Annotated in this window: 18 protein-coding genes; 6 read left to right on the forward strand and 12 right to left on the reverse strand. The window is 51.5% G+C overall.

Annotation, left to right across the window (positions count from 1 at the left end; genetic code table 11):
• Positions 1-169: 169 nt before the first annotated feature.
• On the reverse strand, positions 170-1291 hold the full coding sequence (locus ACYVH9_RS13155; protein ID WP_460636815.1) for a FecR family protein: 1122 nt from the start codon (positions 1289-1291) through the stop codon (positions 170-172).
• A 74-nt stretch (positions 1292-1365) separates the two neighbouring features.
• Positions 1366-1992, reverse strand: coding sequence for an RNA polymerase sigma factor (locus ACYVH9_RS13160; RefSeq protein WP_460636816.1), 627 nt, complete (start codon positions 1990-1992; stop codon positions 1366-1368).
• A gap of 234 nt (positions 1993-2226) precedes the next feature.
• Here ACYVH9_RS13160 and ACYVH9_RS13165 point away from each other — a divergent pair, with 234 nt between their 5' ends.
• Positions 2227-2994, forward strand: a complete 768-nt coding sequence (locus ACYVH9_RS13165; protein ID WP_460636817.1) for an SDR family oxidoreductase — start codon at positions 2227-2229, stop codon at positions 2992-2994.
• Positions 2995-3084: 90 nt separating this feature from the next.
• Here ACYVH9_RS13165 and ACYVH9_RS13170 read toward each other — a convergent pair whose 3' ends face one another.
• The 3 genes from ACYVH9_RS13170 to ACYVH9_RS13180 all read right to left on the reverse strand — a co-directional run bounded on the left by ACYVH9_RS13170 (position 3085) and on the right by ACYVH9_RS13180 (position 6990).
• Positions 3085-4080 carry a Hint domain-containing protein gene (locus tag ACYVH9_RS13170; RefSeq protein WP_460636818.1) on the reverse strand — a complete coding sequence of 332 codons (996 nt, stop codon included), beginning with the start codon at positions 4078-4080 and terminating at the stop codon, positions 3085-3087.
• 18 nt (positions 4081-4098) lie between these two features.
• Complete coding sequence (locus ACYVH9_RS13175) at positions 4099-5661, reverse strand: flavin monoamine oxidase family protein (RefSeq protein ID WP_460636819.1); 1563 nt, start codon at positions 5659-5661, stop codon at positions 4099-4101.
• A 126-nt stretch (positions 5662-5787) separates the two neighbouring features.
• Entirely contained in the window at positions 5788-6990 is a 1203-nt protein-coding gene (locus ACYVH9_RS13180) for a pyridoxal phosphate-dependent aminotransferase (protein ID WP_460636820.1), read from the reverse strand.
• Positions 6991-7384: 394 nt separating this feature from the next.
• Here ACYVH9_RS13180 and ACYVH9_RS13185 point away from each other — a divergent pair, with 394 nt between their 5' ends.
• The gene (locus ACYVH9_RS13185) at positions 7385-8287 is read left to right on the forward strand and encodes an ABC transporter ATP-binding protein (RefSeq protein WP_460636821.1); all 903 of its coding nucleotides are present in this window, start codon (positions 7385-7387) and stop codon (positions 8285-8287) included.
• A gap of 83 nt (positions 8288-8370) precedes the next feature.
• The gene (locus tag ACYVH9_RS13190; protein ID WP_460636822.1) at positions 8371-12000 is read left to right on the forward strand and encodes an ABC transporter permease/M1 family aminopeptidase; all 3630 of its coding nucleotides are present in this window, start codon (positions 8371-8373) and stop codon (positions 11998-12000) included.
• A gap of 74 nt (positions 12001-12074) precedes the next feature.
• Here the strand turns inward: ACYVH9_RS13190 and ACYVH9_RS13195 are convergent, their stop codons facing one another.
• From ACYVH9_RS13195 to ACYVH9_RS13205, 3 genes are all read right to left on the reverse strand, one after another.
• Complete coding sequence (locus ACYVH9_RS13195; protein WP_460636823.1) at positions 12075-12512, reverse strand: hypothetical protein; 438 nt, start codon at positions 12510-12512, stop codon at positions 12075-12077.
• Between the two features lie 199 nt (positions 12513-12711).
• Positions 12712-14079, reverse strand: a complete 1368-nt coding sequence (locus ACYVH9_RS13200) for a M28 family metallopeptidase (RefSeq protein ID WP_460636824.1) — start codon at positions 14077-14079, stop codon at positions 12712-12714.
• 138 nt (positions 14080-14217) lie between these two features.
• Complete coding sequence (locus ACYVH9_RS13205) at positions 14218-14742, reverse strand: hypothetical protein (RefSeq protein ID WP_460636825.1); 525 nt, start codon at positions 14740-14742, stop codon at positions 14218-14220.
• Positions 14743-14914: 172 nt separating this feature from the next.
• Between ACYVH9_RS13205 and ACYVH9_RS13210 the strand changes: the two genes are divergently transcribed.
• Both ACYVH9_RS13210 and ACYVH9_RS13215 read left to right on the forward strand, forming a co-directional pair.
• The gene (locus tag ACYVH9_RS13210) at positions 14915-15325 is read left to right on the forward strand and encodes an Rrf2 family transcriptional regulator (RefSeq protein ID WP_460636826.1); all 411 of its coding nucleotides are present in this window, start codon (positions 14915-14917) and stop codon (positions 15323-15325) included.
• 71 nt (positions 15326-15396) lie between these two features.
• Positions 15397-16041: an NAD(P)-dependent oxidoreductase gene (locus ACYVH9_RS13215; RefSeq protein ID WP_460636827.1), complete on the forward strand. Its 645-nt coding sequence runs from the start codon at positions 15397-15399 to the stop codon at positions 16039-16041.
• Positions 16042-16117: 76 nt separating this feature from the next.
• On the opposite strand, the gene ACYVH9_RS13220 is transcribed toward ACYVH9_RS13215, so the two are convergent.
• Both ACYVH9_RS13220 and ACYVH9_RS13225 read right to left on the reverse strand, forming a co-directional pair.
• Positions 16118-16330: a Nif3-like dinuclear metal center hexameric protein gene (locus ACYVH9_RS13220; RefSeq protein WP_460636828.1), complete on the reverse strand. Its 213-nt coding sequence runs from the start codon at positions 16328-16330 to the stop codon at positions 16118-16120.
• A gap of 23 nt (positions 16331-16353) precedes the next feature.
• On the reverse strand, positions 16354-16860 hold the full coding sequence (locus tag ACYVH9_RS13225) for a hypothetical protein (protein ID WP_460636829.1): 507 nt from the start codon (positions 16858-16860) through the stop codon (positions 16354-16356).
• A gap of 103 nt (positions 16861-16963) precedes the next feature.
• Between ACYVH9_RS13225 and ACYVH9_RS13230 the strand changes: the two genes are divergently transcribed.
• Complete coding sequence (locus ACYVH9_RS13230) at positions 16964-17599, forward strand: hypothetical protein (RefSeq protein ID WP_460636830.1); 636 nt, start codon at positions 16964-16966, stop codon at positions 17597-17599.
• On the opposite strand, the gene ACYVH9_RS13235 is transcribed toward ACYVH9_RS13230, so the two are convergent.
• Entirely contained in the window at positions 17594-19114 is a 1521-nt protein-coding gene (locus ACYVH9_RS13235) for a GH3 family acyl-acid amido synthetase (RefSeq protein ID WP_460636831.1), read from the reverse strand. The genes ACYVH9_RS13230 and ACYVH9_RS13235 overlap by 6 nt on opposite strands.
• 150 nt (positions 19115-19264) lie before the next feature.
• On the reverse strand, positions 19265-20452 hold the full coding sequence (locus tag ACYVH9_RS13240) for a sensor histidine kinase (protein WP_460636832.1): 1188 nt from the start codon (positions 20450-20452) through the stop codon (positions 19265-19267).
• Positions 20453-20607: the final 155 nt, after the last annotated feature.

Raw genomic sequence — 20607 nt, forward strand, 5'->3', positions numbered from 1 at the left:
AAGCATCCGAATCCTTTCGTGATTAGTAAACTTGTCCATAAATTGGAGGGTGATTTGGTTATTCCGGGCAAAGGAGTAGCTATACCGATCCGCGGTGGCCCGTTGTTACCGCCAGATCGGTCACTTGTTCCCGCTATGCTCGTACCATAGCGGGCTTTTTTTTAAGCCCTTATGGACAGCCCTTGGTGCTGATGATAATTCGGGTATCGACCACCTCGTACGTGGCCCCGATGGATGCACATAGCAACTGCAACTGATCGTACAGACTAACCCCCGCCAGCGATGCCGTCAGCGTACAATTTCGGAGCGCCGACGGTTCGTAAATTATTTCGACGCCGTACGCTTTTTTCAGCCGTGCAAAAACCGTAATTGCGGGCGTGTCTTCAAACTGAAAGGTTTCGGGTCTTTCGGACACCGATGGAATGACGGCGGGCTGATCCACCAGCTCTTTCTGGTAACTTTTGTAGCTGGCGTCGTAAGTCACCTGCTGGTTGGCCGTCAGCACGACCCCGGCTAGCTTGTTCTGCTCCGGTTTTCGGGTGGCCGCAAAATCTTTCTGAGCCATGACCGAAACTTTACCAGAAATCACCGACACCATCATGCGGTTTTCGCCGGGCCGGGCCTGCACCCGAAACCGCGTGCCCAGTACGCGTGTCACCAGACTACCGCTGTACACCAGAAAAGGCCGTTTCCCTTCATGAACAACCGAAAAAACCGCATCGCCTTTCAAATAAACCTCCCGCTTATCGGTTTCAAACGCCCGCGGATACGACGCCCGGCTGTTGGGCATCAGCGTCATCTGGCTGCCATCCGGCAAACGAAGCTGGACGGGCTGTGAGGTGCCATTGACCTGCTTCACCCAACGCCCGTCGGTTGCATCGTCCGGACTGGTCAATGGGGTTTCCGTAACCGATTGGTTGCCCTTGTTACCAACCTGAAACACGCCCCAGCCCGCCCCCAACACCAGTACCACCGCGGCCGCAGCCAGCCAGCGCCGGGCAGACCACGACGTTCGAAAAACCGTCCACGGCGACCGAACGGGAACGTGACGCGTGAGCTTAACAATCTGCTCAATTTCAAGCCGTTCCTGATCGGGCGACAAAAGGTGTGGACGGTTTTTGAGTGCCTCGGCCATATCCTTGGCCAGCAGCAGTGTTTCGCGCCGGTGTGGATTGTCCCGTTGCCATTGCTCCCAAAACTGCCGGGCTTCGGGCTGATTGTGTTTCACCCAGGCCAGAAACCAGGCATCCATCAGGAACTCTTCGGCAGTATACTGTTGGTAATCATTCATATCCGGTTAAGAATCTGGTCGGTCATTAATAGGAAAGCTTTGGCAGCCGATACTCAGCTAGTCGGATAAGTTTGTCAGCGATTAAACAACCAGCAGCCAATCAGCGTCAGCAACGACGGCCAGCTCTCCCGCAGACGACTTAGCCCCCGGTAGAGCAGGTTTGCGACCGATTGTTTGTTAACCGAAAGCATATCAGCAATTTCGTCATTCGACAACTCTCCGTAAAATTTCAGGTGAATCGCTTCCCGCTGCCGGTCTGAAAGCTGCCCCAGCAAGGCGTTCAGCCGGGCGGTCTGGTAATCCGACAGTTCTGTGCGGATGAGCGCCTGTTCGGCGGTTATTTCCTCCGAACCCAGTTCGTCGAACGGAAAACTGTCTTCGTTGATCACCGCCGATTGCCGCATTACTTCCCGGTGAATCTTCCGCCGAAGCGATTTATAGAGATATGGCCGAATGTATTGTGTCTGGACAATTTTGGCCCGGTACGTCCACAAGTCCAGAAAAAGATCCTGCAAACAATCTTTCAGCAGGTCCGAGTCACGGGTAAACCGGCTCCCATAAAAATGTAGCTCCCGGTAAAAATGCTGCACCAGCGCCTGAAAGGCTTCCTGCGGGCCTTCCCGAAACTGCTGCCAGAGCAAGGTTTCGTCGGTTTTCTCCCAGGCACTCAAGGACTGGCGATTCAGGTTGGGTTTCAGCATAAGGTTCCGGTATAAAAGCAAAAGCAGCCTCACTGGGTGGCTGCTTGTTAATAGGCTGGATAATTCAACTAATACTCAGTATTGTACAAAAGAAAAACGTGATTTTTTTATTCATTCGCTACCGACTGACTTTCACCAGCTTACAGAAACCCCAAAAGTACTCGCCAAATGCGTAGTGATTTTTCGCTGTGATTCTTTTCTTGCATACTTCTATCAGCAATCAAGTAACAAACTATGCATCTTTCCTGGCAGCTTACCCAGCAGCGTGCCCTCGTGACAGGCGGCACCAAGGGCATCGGCGAAGCAATCGTTCGGCAATTTCTCGACCTGGGTGCTCAGGTGTTTATCGTGGCCCGCGACAATGCGCTGTTGCAGCACCAATTGACTGAATACCGGCAGAACGGTTTTTCAGTTGATGGCCTGGCTGCTGACCTGAGCGAACCGGGAGCGGCCCAGCGCGTCGTAAAAACCGTTGAAGAACGCTGGGGAGCACTGGATTTGCTAGTCAGCAACGCCGGAACGAACATTCGTAAACCAACCATCACTTACACTACCGATGAGTTTGATTACCTGCTGAATACCAACCTACGGGCGGGGTATGAACTGTGCCGGGCGGCTTATCCGTTGCTGAAAGCGTCGGAAAAAGGAAGTATTGTGCTGGTGTCCTCGGTTTCGGGGCTGACCCACACCAGCAGCGGTTCAATTTACGGAATGACGAAGGCGGCCTTGCACCAACTGGCAAAAAACCTGGCCGTCGAGTGGGCTCCCGACGGCATTCGTATCAATGCGGTGGCGCCCTGGTACATCCATACGCCCCTGGCCGAACCCGTTCTGACGGATCCTGAACGACTGCAACGCATTCTGAGCCGAACGCCGATGGGGCGAATCGGCCAACCGGAAGAAGTAGCCGCTACCGTTGCGTTTTTATGCACCTCCGCAGCTGGGTACATCACAGGCCAAACGCTGGCCGTCGACGGGGGTATGACGGCTTGGGGAATGTAATTCTTATGGTTTACGGTTGGCTGACGCCTTCAAATAGCGTGCGTCAGCCAACCGTAAACCATACTCTGAAAACCGTCAACTATAAACCCGTTATTTATCCAGCACGACTACGTCGTTGATGAGATAGCTACCCCGATCAGTGATGAGGTTGTAGACTTTTTCAACCGTCCGAACGTTTGATTGAACCTGGGTTACTTTCCAGGCTAAAACCGACCGGGTTGCCCCATCGAAACGGTACAGCACGTCACCGCTACGCAGGTCACCCAGCTTCTTAGCGCCGGTTGCGGTTTGAACCGGGTGGTTGGCGGTCGCTTCCAGCAAGACCGGTTTAGTCAGCGAGAGGCTGGCGGATACCTCCTCGGCGGGCGTCATCCAGACACCCGTAATCGCCAGGTTCGGTTTTTCGTGGACGGTCACTTCCTGAACCATAGCCGGAACCAACAACTGCGTTTTGGTATCGTAGGCCATTACTTCCTCCCCCGCTTTTACGTCGCTGATCGCTTTAGTCTGCCGATCGGCCAGCGTCACAACTGCATCCGCCGGGAAACAGAAGTTATATTCCTCTTTCTTCTTTTCACCGCCTTCTTCTTTCGCCCCTCCGCCCATCAACAGGGCCATTTCGCGGGAGAGCACAAAACCAAGTGCCGACATCAGACCGGCTTCTTTTTCACCCACGTATTTCAGATCATCAATGTAAGCATCCCACGCCTTGCGGTCGGCGCTGGCTCCAGGAATTACGAACGGTTTCAGCTCTTTGGTTTTACCGTTTTCGTAGATTGCCAGCAAACCCAGTTCTTTGGTATCAGCCGCCGTAAATACTTTGTAGAGATAAATTTTCCGGGAAATACCGTCGCTGTAATTGAAGACGTACGCGGGGCGCTCTTCGTAGCGATCCAGGATAAAATCACCAGATTTGAAGTACGTGTCTTTTTCGAGATTCCCTACCTTGATGGCTTTGATGGCTTTCAGTTGATCCAGCGACATACTTGCCGCGGATGCGGTTTGCGCCCAAACACGCTGCGACACCAGTTGCAAGACAACCAGACAACAGAGTAAAAGGCATTGACGAAGTAGAGTAGTTTTCATGGACGTAGTTTAAGTTCGTTATTTTTTCGTGTATTCTCCCACCCGGGCGTGCAGCGCATCGACCACGCGTCGGGCCGACGCAAAAGCCCCGGCCATCCAGGCTGTCAGATACGTTGTGTGTTCACCGGCAAAATAAATATTGCCATCTGGTTCGAGCAGCGACGCATAGTATTTCCGACGCACCGCATCATCGTACAACGCCCAGCCCCCTTCATTATACGGTATTTTTTGCCAGGCCAGCGAAAACGAATTTTCAAACTCCTGCGGGTATTGCGGGTGAAGCTTGTACCCCTGCTCCAGTGCCATTTTTTCGCGGGCCGCCAGCGGCATATCCCCGACGGCTTCGCCCCGGGCATAAAAATTGTAGTATCCGATCAGCACGCCCTTTTGCCCCAACAGGCCAAACGACGGATACCAGATCTGGTTGATGTCCATGTTCGTCCGCGAAATACCGCCGTAAATTGAATCATCTTCTTCCCAAAACCGTCGTTTGAATTGCAAACCGATTTTACCGGTTTTCATGTACGGAATAAAATCCGCCGACCGTTTTACCATCGGCGACAAGTCGGAATCGATCTTTTTCAAAACCGGTAACGGCAAGGTACAAACGCAGAACTCGGCCATTACCTCCGTGGGTTTGCCGTCTTTCTGGTACACCACCCGAACGCCATTTTCGGTTTTCCGCAGCTCCTTCACCGGCGCGTTGAACTGAATTTTGCCCGTCAGTTTTTTCTCAAATGCCTTCGGAATGGCGTCCATCCCGCCCACGGGTTGCAACAGCGTCGAATGCTGCTCAAACGTATAATCGCCGTTGTTGTAGAAAACCGGTTGCATGTAGCCCGACCGCAGGTAGTCGGTCAAGCCGTACGGGTCCGTCAAATCGCCGGGCACCGTTCCCGCACCGGGCGGATTTTTATATCCCCGGCGGTTGGTGCCTTTGTACAGTTTACCCGTATTCAGATCGCCTTCGTTCTTGAGGAAATCGATCAGTTTTTCAACATCCTCTTTGGTCAACTGCTGGTCGAGGGACGCCTGATCCAGCGCTTTCGCCAGCAATTCGCTCGTGTAGCCGCGCAGATCGCTGTGGTATTCCCGGACGCGCATCCGCTTGTTGGCCAGCGTTCCGGAACCGCCATCGTTGTACAGCCAGGCCGACTCGTTGGAGCCATTGAAAATCTCGAGCGGCACGCCCAGCTCCCGGCAATACTGCAACGTTAACTGGTGGTTGTGCGGAATCCGGGCCGCGCCACCGTTAAAATACTGACCGTCCGCAAAGTTGCAAACCTGTTCAGAACCACCAATTTCGGTTTCCTTCGTGCCGCCCCGAACCGTCCAGACCCGGCCTCCCGAGCGGCTGCGGGCTTCCAGCACCGTGCAATCGTACCCGAGCTTACCCAGTTCATAAGCCGCGGTTAAGCCCGCCAGCCCAGCCCCCAGAATTACAACTTTCCGGGCTTTGCCGTCTTTATGGCCATTAGCAGGCAAATCAAAGGCTTCGGCGGGTGCCGGTTTGAGCAATCCCCAGGCCAGCAAGGTTGCGTACGTAGCCCCGGTTGATTCAATAAAGTTACGTCGGGTCATCTTGATCAGTTAAAAGTTAACAATTAAAAGGTAAGAGTAAAAAGGGGTAACCGGCGGTTCATGCATCAGCCGGCGGATGGCCGATGCCGCCCCGTCTTCACTCATTATTCTTAATTCTTAACTCACTTAAACTATTTTCTTAAAGACATCCAGGAACAGGCCCATTTCGTCGGCGGTGCCGATGCTGACCCGGCAGTAGGGTTGGGCGTTGTACTCGCGGGTGGAGGTTAGCACGCCGTTGCTGAACATTTCTTTCTCGAACGTTTTGGGCTTCATTCGAATCGGGAACAACACGAAGTTGGCAAACGACGGAACGTAGTCGTACCCTTTCTCTTTCAAGCCTTTATAGAGCATTTCGCGGGCTTTGTCGTTCTCCGTCCGGCAAAATTGCTGCCACTCTTCATCCTGGTAGCTGGCGATTCCGGCTTTCAGGGTTGTTACACTCGGGTTCCATTCGCCCCGGGAGTAGTTCTGCAACTCCTTCAGGAGTTTTTCGGGGCCAATGGCGTAGCCCAGCCGCAATCCCGCAAAACCGTGGATTTTAGAAAAAGTACGGGTCAGAAACAGGTTATGTCCTTCAGCAACTAGCTTCGGTAGGGCCGGACGGTCTTCCGGTTTCAGAAAATCAATGTAGGCTTCGTCGATAAAAACCGGCAATTTTGATGATACCTCCTTACTAAATGCCACCAGTTCTGCCGCCGGAATGACCGTTCCGGTGGGGTTGTTGGGATTACAGATGTACACTAGTTTGGTATCCGGCGTTACTTTGGCTTTCATAGCCGCCAGATCGTAGCGGTATTCTTTCGTGAGCGGAACGGCCTCGATTTTGGTGCCGAATTTTTTGGCACAGCCCAGAAAATCGTCGTAGGTAAACTGGCTGGTGAGAACCGTACCGCCCCCACCGTTGGCTACACTTCCTGTGAAGTAAACCGCCATAGCCGTCAGCAATTCCGATGAACCCGCCGACAGCATAATGTTTTCGGGTTTGACGCCTTCGCGCTCAGCAATCATTTTTTTCAGCTCCTGGCCTTCATACATCGCGTAGCGGTTGCCACTTTCAACCGCTTTTACGATGGCGTCTTTGGCTTTTGGAGAAAGGCCGTGTGGGTTCTCATTGAACGCAATACGGGCCTTGATCTGGGGCATTGGCTCGCCCAACCGGGCGAATTCGTTGACTAAAGTTTGTTCATGAAGTGCATTGGCAGCAACCGGGTTCCAGGCATCCGGACCAACTGTGGCCCGACCGAAGGTAGATCGACTTGCGGTTAGCCCGGCGGCTAGCAGAGCGCCCGAACGTAACCAGTTTCTGCGGGTAATGGGATGATCCATGGTTTCGTAAGTTTTTGCACTAAACTACGATCGTATTTTATTATTTCCGAATAATACCAAATTCAATTTTGTTTTTTCAAAAATAAGCAAAATTTACAAATACAATATCCGTAAAAAGTAGATTTATATTCTTTTCTGGATTTTTCATAAAAAACACCCAATATTCAAACTTATTTTGAAAGAAGGCATACAAAAATGCTCAAAACAGCATCAAAATCAAACCGGCACTTTTTAGATTTCTATCCTATTCCGGCTACTGGTTCCCCACGGAAGCGGTAGAAAGATTAAGGCCATTCCAATCGGAAAATGCTGAATATTTAATATACTTACTGCCACACCGGATAGTGCATCCACCCGCTCGCTTTTAGCCACTTAACCTTCAACTGCAGTCATCATGAAACTTACGATTCAGGGTTTAACCAAAACCTATTCCAACGGCGTTCGCGCCTTGCACGACGTTAACCTGACCATTCCCCAGGGCATGTTTGGTCTGCTGGGACCCAACGGTGCGGGCAAATCGTCGCTGATGCGGACCATTGCCACCTTGCAGGAAGCCGACAGCGGGCAGATTCTGCTGGAAGACACGCCAACCGGAACCATCGATATCCTGCGGCAAAAAGATGCCATACGCCGGGTGCTGGGCTACCTGCCGCAGGAATTTGGCGTCTATCCGAAGATTTCGGCCGAAACCATGCTCGACCACATTGCGGGTCTGAAAGGCATCAGCAACAGCCGCGAACGGAAACTGATTGTTGACGCCCTGCTCGAGAAAGTAAACCTCTCGCACGTGAAGAAGAAAAACCTGGGAACGTTTTCGGGTGGGATGAAGCAACGGTTTGGCATTGCCCAGGCCCTGATCGGCAGCCCCAGCCTGATTATTGTGGACGAGCCCACCGCCGGACTGGACCCCGCCGAACGAAACCGCTTTCATAATCTGCTATCCGAGATTGGCGAAAATACCGTTGTGATTCTTTCGACCCATATTGTGGAAGATGTCACCAACCTCTGCTCCGATATGGCGATTATCTCCCTCGGAAATGTCATTGCGCAGGGGCATCCCGCCGATCTGGTGGCTGGCATCCAGGGAAAAATCTGGCGCAAGATCATCGAGAAACCCGAACTGGACCAGTACCGCGCCAACCACCAGGTCATCTCCACCCAGCTCAAAGGCGGAAAAACCCAGATCCATATTTACAGCGACACTCCACAGCTTGGCTTTGAGCCCGTCGAAGCCGACCTGGAAGACGTTTACTTCTCCAAAATCACCAGCCATCAGGAGTTAGGAGTGATGAGTTAAGAATTAAAAGTTGTTGGCTGACGCCTTCAAACCTTGCTACGTCTCAACTCATTATTCATCACTCTTAACTCTTAACTAATGATATGTTTTGGAACATCTTTACATTTGAACTTAAATACCGTCTGAAGCGCCCGGCCACCTACCTGTATGGGCTGCTGCTGTTTCTCTATTCGTTTCTCATCATTCTCTACGGCAACGGACCAGCCTCCGAAAAAGCAAACGTCAACTCACCGTATGCCATTTCCTACCTGCTTATTCTGACGAGCGTTTTCGCCACCATGCTCAGTTCGGCGGTGATGGGCGTGCCGGTTTACCGCGACATTGAACACAACACGCGCTCCTATTTTTTCTCCTACCCGATCAGCGAAAAGGGGTATCTGCTGGGTCGGTATGCAGGCTCTTTTCTGGTTCTGATCGGGATGATGAGCACCGCCTGTCTGGGCATTGCGTTGGGGTCACTGCTCGGTCCGGTTTTTAACCTGGCCGACAACGTAGAACGCTACGGACCCATCCGTTTGTGGGATTATGTGCAACCACTGCTGGTGTTTGTGATCCCGACGGTTTTCTTCACGGGCAGCCTGTTTTTCAGCTTGGTGGCCCTGACCCGCAACGTGTTTGTGACTTATGCCGGTAGCCTGCTGCTCTTCATTGGGTATTTGCTCGGCCTGACGCTCGCTTCGGACCTCGACAACAAAAACATCGTTGACCTGCTCGATCCGTTTGCGCTTAACACGTTTGAAAACGCCACCAAATACTGGACCCCCGCCGAGCAGAACGAACTCCATGCCCATCTGGAGGGCAATGTTTTGTGGAACCGGTTGATCTGGGCTGGTGTCGGTCTGGCGTCTTTGCTTTACACGCTGTTCCGGTTTGATTTCCAACGGTTTTTAGCCGTAAAACTTGGTAAAAAGTCGAAGACCGAAACCGCCCCTACGAAGGCCAAACCACTCACCGAGCTGCCTGTGGTCGAGAAGTTTTTTAGCACCCGCACCTACGTGGGTCACATGCTGCGGCTGACCCGGCTGGAATTCAGCAACATCGTCCGCGATATTTATTTCCTGGTCATTCTGATGGGAGGAGCCTTGTTCCTATTCCTCGACGGCTGGTTTGCCGACCAAAACTTCGGAACGTCCTCGCTACCGACGACCTATTACATGCTGGAAGTGAAAGATTACAACTACATTCTGTTCGTCTTCATTCTCATCATTTTCTACACCGGAGAAAGCGTCCACCGCGACAAAGCCGTTCGCTTCGACAACATCGCCGATGCCCTGCCAATTCCGAACTGGGTTACCTACGGCTCGAAGTTTCTGGCACTCGCGGGAATTTGTTTTCTGCTGGTTAATCTGGTACTGGTCAGCGGGGTGCTGAACCAAGTGATCAAAGGTTATTTCCATTTCGAATTCGGCCAGTACTTCACCGACCTGTACCTGATCGAGTTTCCCGAATACCTGCAACTGCTGATGTTGGCGTTTTTTGTGCACATCATGGTCAACAGCAAGTTTACGGGGCACATCATTACGATTGGCATCTGGGTAGCCATGTTTGCCCTGCGCGGCTTTGCCGAGCTGGACTACAACCTGTTCTTTTACAGCTACGCACCCGGTTACCGTGTCTCGGACATGAACGGTTTTGGCCATTTTCTAAAACCGTTGTTCTGGTTCAATTTGTACTGGATGGCGTTTGGGCTGGCCCTGCTGGTGATCGGAAATCTCTTCTGGAACCGGGGTAGCGAAGATAGCTTGAAAACCCGCTGGCGGCTGGCTTCGCTTCGGCTCAACGGCTTGTCGCTCACGGCGCTGGTGGTAGCGTTGCTCGTGTGGGTTGGCTCCGGGGCCTGGATTTATTACAACGTCAGCGTGCTCAACAACTACCGTACTGCCGACGAAAGCCGGGAGGTGCAGGCTCAGTACGAGAAAAAATTCAGCCGATACGAGCGTCTGGATCATCCAAAAATCACGGATGTTAAGGTGAAAATCGATCTCGTACCCGAAAACCGGAGTGTAACGGCCAACGGACTTTTCACACTGGTCAACAAAACCGCCCGCCCGCTGGATTCATTGCATCTGCTGTTTTCGGCCCCGGAATACCTCCACGCCAAAGCTCAAAAACTCTTGATTGACGGCCAGAATCCGAAGGTATTGCTGGGCGATTCGACCTACCGGTATTACATCTACCAACTACCCCGAACGCTCCAGCCCGGCGATACCGCCCACCTGGAAATCACGATGCACGCCCAGCCGAAAGGCTTTACCAACAGCGGCTTTAACCGGGAGCTCGTCGCCAATGGCACCTTTTTCGACACCGGCATTTTTCCGTCGATGGGATACAACACGGGCGGGGAGCTGTCCAGCGATAAATACCGCAAAAAATTCGGTTTGCCCCTTAAAGAATACCAGCAACCACCCCATACCGATGCCTGGGGGCTGAACAATTTTCTGTTTACACAGGACGGCGACTGGATTACGTTTGAAGGTACCATCAGCACCGCCCCCGACCAGATTGCGATTCTGCCGGGCTATCTGCAAAAGGAATGGGCCGCCAACGGACGCAAGTATTATCACTACAAGATGGACGCGCCCATGGCATACTTCATGAACGCCAGCTCGGCCCGGTACGCTGTCAAACGCGATGGATGGAAAGGGCCAGACGGGAAAACCGTCAACATTGAAGTGTATTACCACCCCACGCACGGGCGCAACCTCGACCGCTACATCAACGCCGTGAAAGCGTCGATGGACTATTACAACCAGCAGTTCAGCCCATTCCAATTCCGGCAGATGCGCATCATGGAGTTTCCGCGTTACGCCAGCTTTGCGCAGTCGTTCCCAAATACCGTTCCCTATTCGGAGAGCTTCGGCTGGGTGGGCGATTTCCGCAATCCCGACAAAACCGATTACGCGTATTACGTCACGGCCCACGAAGTAGCGCACCAGTGGTGGGGCCACCAGGTCATGCCAAGCAATACGCGGGGTGCCAATCAGATTTCGGAGTCGATGGCCGAATATGCCTCGCTCATGGTGCTGAAAAAAACCTACGGCAGCAACATCATGCAATCGCGGTTGAAATACAGCCTCGATAATTACCTGCGGGGGCGGTCGTCGGAAGATAAGTTTGAGGAAACCCTGCTCGACAACGACACCCGGTCGTACGTCTGGTACGACAAAGGCTCGGTGGTGTTGTATGCTTTACAGGATTACATCGGCGAAGAGCGCCTGAACCGGGCTTTCAAGGCGTATCTGCAACGGGATGCGTTCCAGCAAAAAGCGCCTTTTACCACCAGCCGCGATTGGTACAGCTACATCAAAACCGCTACGCCGGATTCTTTACAGTATTACCTGGCAGACAGTTTTGAGAAAATCACCCTCTACGAAAACCGTATTCTGGACGCCAAAACCGAACCGTTGAAGAACGATGCGTACAAAGTCCGGATGACGGTACAGACGAAAAAGCTGTATTACGACAAAGCGGGCAAGGAAACCGGTGCGGGCAAAGGAAAAGACCTGATCGAAATCGGGATTTTTGCGGCTGATGCCAAAAACAACAAGGGCATGACCGAAAAAGTGCCGTTGTACCTGAAAAAGCACTGGCTTACACCCGGCAATCACACGCTGGAATTTGTGGTCAAAGGCAAACCCACCAAAGCCGGTATCGACCCGTACAACAAGCTCATCGACCGGGTATCGGATGATAATGTGAAGGCGGTGGATTGAGGAGGAGTTGACACTATTTAACAAAAAACCTCCGGTATGGCATACCGGAGGTTTTCTTATTTAAAGTAGCTTCTTTATTTTCTATAAACAAGTTGCGCTTTTCCTCGTGATGTACTATCCAGCGAGAAATCAAACGCTGTGCCAGCGAGCTCTTCTAAATTTCCATTTTTGCTGTATGTGAAGGTTTGTTCATCCCCATCATCATATTTAAGTTTCAATTGGTTGTTAGTAAACTCCCAGTTTCCAGTAAAATCGCCAACCGCAAACTCCTGGCGATCATTTTGCCGGAAGGTATTGTCACCGTAGATGTCGATTCGAGATCCATAGAAATCTATGTAATATAAATCAAGCATCAAATTATTCAACTGGGTATTTGCAAAACCGGATGTCTTACCGTGGTTCAAATCCCATCTGCCAACTACTGCTGGCGGAGCAGGATCTTCATCTTTATTACACGAACTCAGGCCAGCTGCAAACACCACGATGCTAATCAGATAAAGTAAACGTTTCATATTTCTTAGATTTTGTTAGGTATTCGTTTAGTGTGATTGGATGAGATGACCGTTGTACACGAAAGCTACAAAAAAAAATGTCAGGTTGTCCATTTCCGGCCCAAAACCCCAAATTTTCTATTCTACCATACGGCAAAACCGGCCAAAATGTTGCAGAAAGCTATTGTTTTCCCAAAACCGTAAGAAGCCATTTCGTTTTTTACCGTAGCCCTGGCCGCGGAATCACGGGCAAGCCTTCATTTCCATCTTCGCTAACCGCCTGAACCGCAAAGAAATAGTTATCTTTGGAGTAAGGCAGCGTCAGACCGTTTTTCTCGGTAAAAAATTTCTTTTGCCAGAACGGCCAGTGCGTCTCGCGCATCAGCACATAGTAGCCCCTGATCTTCCGATTAGCCCCCGATCCGGCTTTTGGCGCCTGCCAGAACAAGGTAGTGGCATTGGTCAGGCTGCGGGCTTCGACGGTCACGTTCTGCGGCATACCGGGTGCTTTGGCCAGATTCGCCAACACGGCCAGGTTCATGGCGGTATTTTTCCGTAAGTAATCGAAGTCCATGAACTTCACATAATCGCCGTACTCAATGCCATCCTGCGTCCGCAAATCCTGGTGCTGGTGCGCGAAGTTTTCGTTCATTTCCGTAATCCGAACCGCCGGAAAACCGCGTGTTACAAACGGCGTGTGGTCGCCCCCGCGCAAATACCGGTCGTTGCGGTAGATCATTACCACCTCCAGCTGATCAACGTACCGCTCGCCTATTTCCTTGGTGTACCGCGCCAGCTGGCGGGATTTTCCGTCGTTTTCCAACCCATACTGCCGGATGTTGGCCGCTACGGAATCCGTCTGGTAGCCGGGTAGCCCTTCGCTGAATACCCGAACGCGCGTGTTGTCAATAATCCGGGTATCGGGGCTATGGTTGGATCCGACGATATCGTTGTTCAGCAGCGCTTCCAGATTCCACTTTTCGTCCCTGGCCCGTTGGGCGAGGTGGTTTGCACCCAGCAGGCCCTGCTCCTCCCCGCTCACGGCCACAAAAATGATGGTAGCCGGAAAAGGCACTTTGCTCATTACCCGGCAAAGCTCAATCACGGCGGCCGTTCCCGAACCGTCGTCGTTGGCCCCGGGGGCATCGGCGGTGCGGTTCATGACATCGGTTACGCGGCTGTCGATGTGCCCACTCACCAGAAAAATCCGGTCATCGTTGGGATCGGTTCCCTTGAGCGTAGCCATCACGTTACCCATTTGCGTCACCTGATCGACCCGACGACCGTCGGGTTGGAGCGTCCAGGAGTCGATTTGGGCCGTCAGCCGCCCGCCCGACTGTTTGGCGTACTGCTGAAACTTACGCAACACCCACTGCCGGGCCGCGCCGATACCGCGTTTGGTATCCGACGGATTACTGAGCGTGTGCCGGGTGCCGAAACTGACCAGATTCGTAACGTGCGCCCGCAGGCTGTCGGCAGACACCTCGTTCACCAGCTGCGCAATCGCCGGATCGCGGACCACGGTAGTTTGCGCCAGGGTCGCCAGTGAGCAGAAAAGAAGGGCAATGGGCAAGAAAACGTTTTTCATCCGATGGGTTGAGAAGTGTATAAACGGTTTACCAACGAATATACGTTGTGCCACCGGTTTTAAGATGAGAATCAGCCACGAAACTATTTTTCTTCGGCACTTTGCCAGCATTCAGGGAAAAAATGGCGGGCTTTTTCATCAGCGGATGGGTTGTGCTACACCCAGTCCAAAGGCGGTTCGGGCGGTACCCGGTAGCGGTTGTGCGGATAAACCCAGACGCGCATTGTTCAACGAGCGGTTGTATTGGTTGACCGCTTTCCGAACCTGCGTATTTCCAATAAACGACAAGCCCAGCGTGACCCCGACTGAACTCAACTGCACCGCCCAGTATTCGGCAGAGCGAGCAGGCGCATCGCGCGGACGCGTCAAGACATACACCAGTGGCACCAGCGCTACCACCTGCCCCACCGTAGCCAACGTTCGAAACGTCTTAAAATGACGGTTTACCGCTGGATTATCCAGTTCATTAAACGGTATTTCCAGCGAATGAGGTGTCCGCAGCCGCTTACCTCCGTAAAAATAAGCCCCATACGACCGCTCGATGGGCTTTAAATGGGCCGGAACCGTACCATTGGGTCGGTCCGAATTGGTGTCAGCCGGCTGCTGGGCCCAGGAGGTGCCGACTACCCCAATGCCCAGTAAAATCGAAAAGAAATAACGCATGATACAATAACGCGGGTAAACCGTTGGGTATTCTGCCCGATAATAGGAAAAAGGTGCGAATAAAACACTGCTAACTTCAGAAATGAAAATTTCTGTCTGAAGAAGCTAAAATAAATGCTTGCCCGGGAATTATTGGTGGCTTTCGATTGTACTGTAATAAAATATATTACAGATGAACAATAGCCGGTTTTCGATTGCCATTCACATTCTTACCCTTCTGGCGGTGGCCGAAGAAGAGTGGGTGTCTTCCGAATTTCTCGCCGGCAGCATTAATATCAATCCCGTATTAGTGCGGAAAGAAATCAGTAATCTGCGGAAATTCGGCTTGATTAGCAGCAAAGAAGGTAAAAACGGGGGTAGTAAGCTAGCTAAACCAGCGGAACAGATTTTACTATCGGACGTGTACCAGGCCGTGCGCCAATCGTCGCTGTTGGGGCAAAATCGAAACAGTCCAAACCCCGCCTGTCCGGTAGGTCGGCAAATCAACGGTCATCTGGAACATCTTTTTCAGGATGCCGAAAATGCCATGATTGCCCGACTGCACCAAACGACGCTGGCGGATTTCGGCAAGCAGTTTGCCTGATTTTTTTAACGAAAACTGTAATATTTTAACATACAGTTAATTTAACTACGCAATTTATAACTATAACAACCATGAAAATTGCCTTAATCGGAGCCTCAGGTTTTGTCGGTTCCAGTGTCTTGACTGAAGCGTTGGAACGCGGCCATGAAGTAACGGCGATTGTGCGCCATCCGGAAAAAATTTCGGTCCAAAACGCCACCCTCACCGTCAAACAGGGCGATGCGCTGCAAGAGAGCGACGTTGCCAGCCTGGTAGCGGGCCATGACGCGGTAATCAGCACCTATAACCCCGGTTGGGATAACCCCAATATTTACGAGGAATCGCTGGCGGGCTTGCAATCCATTCAGCGCGGAACGAAGCAAGCCGGGGTCAACCGGTTTCTGGTGGTTGGCGGGGCCGGCAGTCTGGAAGTTGCGCCGGGTGTTCAGCTTGTCGACACGCCCCAGTTTCCGGCTGAATGGAAACCCGGTGCGCTGGCCGCCCGCGATTACCTGACCATTCTGCGCAACGAAACCGAACTCGACTGGACCTTTTTGAGCCCGGCCATCCTGCTCGAACCGGGCGAACGTACCAGAAAATTCCGGATTGGCACCGAACAACCCGTGTTCGACGCCGACGGAAACAGCAAAATTTCGGTGAACGACCTGGCCGTTGCCTTGCTCGACGAACTGGAGAAACCGCAATTCATCCGCCAACGGTTTACGCTGGGGTATTGACCGGCTTCTTCTCCTGAGCTGGTGGATTGTTCTCAAACCTGTCAGGTCTTGCAGACCTGACAGGTTGAAACGTTGGCTAGTTCGAAGCGGGCAAAAAAACCGCCACGCCCAGGTCCTGCAAAACCGTGGCTAGTGCCCGCATTCCCCATTCTTCGCTCCGCCGGTGACCAACGGCAATCACGGCTATGCCAGTTTCGGAAACGGCTTTTTGGGCTCCTTCCCGGTACTGCCCCGTAATAAACAGCTCGCCCCCCCGACCGGCGGCCTCCCGAATCAAGTCGTCATTCATAGCGCCCACGATGGCCAGCCTCTTCAACCGCTTCTGGGGTGCCCCGATACCACTTTGTCGTACCCGCCAAACAGCTCGGCAATCTGACGGCACCAGCCGGAAAAATCCTGTTCCGGTGTATCGGCCAACATTCCGATCGGGCGTTTTGGGAATTCGGGGGCCTGCTTATACCCAATTACCTGAGGCTGTTCGTGCGCGTCCCAGGCCAACCCCAACGCATTGGCCAACAACCGATTGTACCCAATCGTCAGGTGTTCGTCAAAAGGAATATGATGCGCTACAACGACTACCTTTGGCGGCAAAACCGTCAGATCCAACTTCCAGGGCCGGTGGAGCCAGAGCGTATCAATCCGGTTTTCGACCAACCAGTCTTCCACACCGGGCCAGGGTTCAAGCGCCAGGCCGATACGGGCAACGGTAGGGTCCCGATCCGAATCAGACGGATAAAAAACCCCGCCCTGTTCGTCGGGAGCGTAGGCCGCGACATTGAAAAATGCCGCCAAAAACTGCACCAATTCCGTGACTTGCATGATTTCACTCCGTCTTCAGATGAATCTTCTGCTCTGTTTCTGTAACCAATCTCCGGTTAAAGCGTTTATCAATAATTGAATTGAATCCGTGCGTTTTCTGCCTATGCTACCAGCCAAAATCAATGAAGAACACCAGGCCATTTCACCCGAACTGGCGGCCTTTGGAACGAACAAAAAGATACCACCGATCATCGAGAAGAATGCCCTGATCGCGCTATCGTTCTACCCGGAATTAAAGAATACCGACATCCGATTTTGCTTCAAACAGCGCATCAAGTCGTCGGTTATGCTGGCCCAGCCGGTTTTTCGCAGCCTGTTGGGCAGCCGCCAAAACCGTTCTTACCGGATCTACATCAGCGCCATGTTCAAACTGACGCACACCGCCGTTCCGATTCACCAGCTTCCCGACGAGATCATGATCGGCTGGCTCGGTCACGAATTGGGCCACATCATGGATTACGAAAGCCGGAGCACGTTCGGCATGGCGGGGTTTGGGCTCTCCTACCTGCTTTCTCCGGCGTACGTAAAAAAAGTGGAGCGTATCGCGGATGGCTACGCCGTCGAGCGCGGCCTCGGCAACTATCTTATTGAAACCAAGCAATTTATCCTGAACCATGCGGAGTTACCGCAGGCTTACAAAGATAAAATTGCCCGGTTATACGTTTCGCCCGAAGAAATTGTCGAGCAGGTCAAGAAGCTGGAAGAAGCAAAAGTGTCGGCGCAAAAAAAGGAGTTATGAAAGCCCTTTGATGTACTGCTCAAACTCCAGAAAATCCGCTTCTTTCATCACCCGCGGTATCTTGGCCTGACCGCCCAGTTTCTTGAATTCTTCGCTCCAGCGATAGAACTTTTCAACCGGAATTACCTCCGCTTCCACCACTTTCAGGGATTTGGTCCGGGCCACTTTGTAGTTCTTATTGGCTTCACACAGCTCCCGATCCAGCGACTCAGCCATCTGCTGGTTTTCCACCGACCGGTTGGAGCCGATAACCCATTTGTTGATGTACTCGCCATCTTTCTGAACGGCGGCCACCACAAACTCTTTGATCTCCACATCGAACTGCTTCTGGAGCTTTTCCATCGCCTGGTTCATCTGAAAAACCGACAGCTGCTCGCCCACCACGTTCAAAAAATGTTTCGTTCGTCCGGTGATTTTGATTTCCGAGCGTTGCTTGTCCGTAATCATCACCGTATCACCAATCATATACCGCCAGGCTCCCGAAACCGTCGAAATCAGCAGCACATAATTGACATTTTCTTCCGTCTTTTCCAGCGGCAGTACCTCGGCATCCGGTTTTACCCTACCTTCCTCGTCCATATTTTCGTCCGTAAACGGGACAAATTCGAAGAAAATGCCATTGTCCAGAATCAACGCCATGGAGGTAGTATCCGGCCGCTTTTGCGTAGCCAGATAGCCTTCTGATGTCAGGTACGTATCAATATACGTCAATGGTCGGGCAAATAATTTTTCGAGGCTTTTCCGGTACGGTTCAAAGGCTACCCCGCCGGTGGTATAAATCTGGAGATTGGGCCAGATGTCGTGAATGGTGTTTACCCGGTTATGGGCGATGACTTCTTTCAGCATCATTTCAACCCACGATGGAATACCGCTCAGGCTGCCAATATCCCATTTCGGAGCTTCTTCGGCAATTCGCCGTACTTTTTCGTCCCAATTTGTAATAGCGGCAATTTCGACACCCGGTTTGTAAAAAGCCCGGAACCAGGCCGGAAGATTAGCCGCGCTGATACCGCTGATTTCGCCCTCCTGATGGTCGTCTTTTGCAATCAGGTTAACGCTGCTGCCCAGCATCATGATCTGTTTCTCAAAGAAATCAGCTGGCACATCAAAGTTTTTCAGGCTCATCACCTGCTGAATACCCGACCGGCGGATGGAATCAAGCATGTCATCCGTTACCGGAATGGATTTGCTGTTGCTGGTCGTTCCGCTGCTCAGCGCGAAATAGTGCTGGCCGCCCGGCCAGGTCACATTCTGATGGCCTTCCAGCAGGTAGTGCCACCAGTCGTTGTGCATTTTGTCGTAATCATGAACGGGAACCGCCTGCTGGAAAGCCGCTACGATATCATCGCTTGCGAGAATTTCGGTAAAATTATGTTTTTTGCCAAAAGCCGTCAGCCGGGCTTTTTCCAGGAGGTGTTGCAAGACGGCTCGCTGCGCTTTCGCCGGAGCAGGCTCCGAAGCGATAAAACCGTATACGTCGATCGCTTTTCGGATCAACTCGCCAATAACTGCCATACAGGTATTTGTGGGGATAGAATACAATTCGACAAACCGGATTTCACCAACTTTGTTCGCATTCGTTATCGCCCCAACGAAAACCCGGCACTTTCCTCTCTTCCAGCCCTCTGCCGGCTACCGCAGCGTCAATAAAAACCGTGCCTGGATTCAAGCGGCTTCATCAACCAGCGGCAGTGAAAAAAAGAAGGTAGTTCCAACACGGGGCTCGCTTTCAAACCAAAGCTTTCCTTGCTGCGCTTCGGCGTATTGTTTGCATAAAAAAAGACCTAACCCCACGCCTTTTTCGTGGTTAGTCCCGAATGTTGACCGCGATTTAAGCGAGAATATGGTGGCTTTATGGGCCGCTTCAATTCCGATTCCGGTATCCTTGATAACAATCCGGCACTCTGTACCGACGGTTACGGTTTTAATGATGATTTCACCCCTGGAAGGAGTAAACTTAATAGCATTACCAACCAGGTTTCGTACAATAAGCTGAAGCATATTGCTATCAGCTCGTACCGTTAACTGGGGAGAAATTGCGCATTCCAGCCGAATATTCTTCTTATCAGCTAAGGGTTTATATATATCGAGAATAGGTTTAAGAATAGCGTGCAGGTTGACCCGCGTCAGGCTTACATTGGTGCCGTTCATCTGGGTGGTCGACCAGGATAGCAAATTGGATAGCATCTCCTGGGTATGACTAACTACATCCAGCAACTCGGCTTCCGTTTTGCGCTTTTGGTGTTCATCCAGCTCCGTTTCCCGAATGATCTCAAGGTATTGCTGAACCGAAGCCAATGGCGAACGTAAATCGTGCGATATAATCGAGAATAATTTATTCTGCTCTTCATTCAGCCGCCTGAGTACCAACGACTTTTCCTCCACCAACCGCTGTTCTGCCCGGTAGGCTTTTTTAAAAAAGTAAGTCGACAGGTAAATTAAAACAATACCAACCAGGTAGGTTGAAGCCACATCGACGATCTGATTTAGCCGGTTTGAGTACCCTTTAACGATACTGTCCGGGTATAAATATTCAATGGTCAGCAGCGAAAAAACAATAAGTAAGTTAAAGAAAAACCAAAAAGAAAACTGTCGGGAAGGAGTTACAATAGACAGAAGAAAATAAACAAACGTAAGCAGCAAAACCGACGACCCATGCACACCGGCATTAAAAAAATAATTGACGGCCAACAACAAACTGACTAAAATTCCCGCGATGGTTACACTGGCGTAAAATTTATTCTTTATTCTGGACAAATAATAGAGAAAGGATAAAACAATAAACAGCAAGAAAGAAATAAGGGACGCTTCCTGTAACCCGATGTAATAATTGAACGGGATATTATAAATCATTGCAATGATCCCAATTATACATACAGAATTGAAGATGCGGCTTTCGAGCGTAGCTTCCCCCGGTTTTCCAACCAAGGTAGTAAAAGCATTCTGATAAAGATTTAAAGAGAAAAGTTTTTTCAACGTTGCTTTCGTAAATATCAAATACAATAATA

The organism is Larkinella harenae (assembly GCF_054780515.1).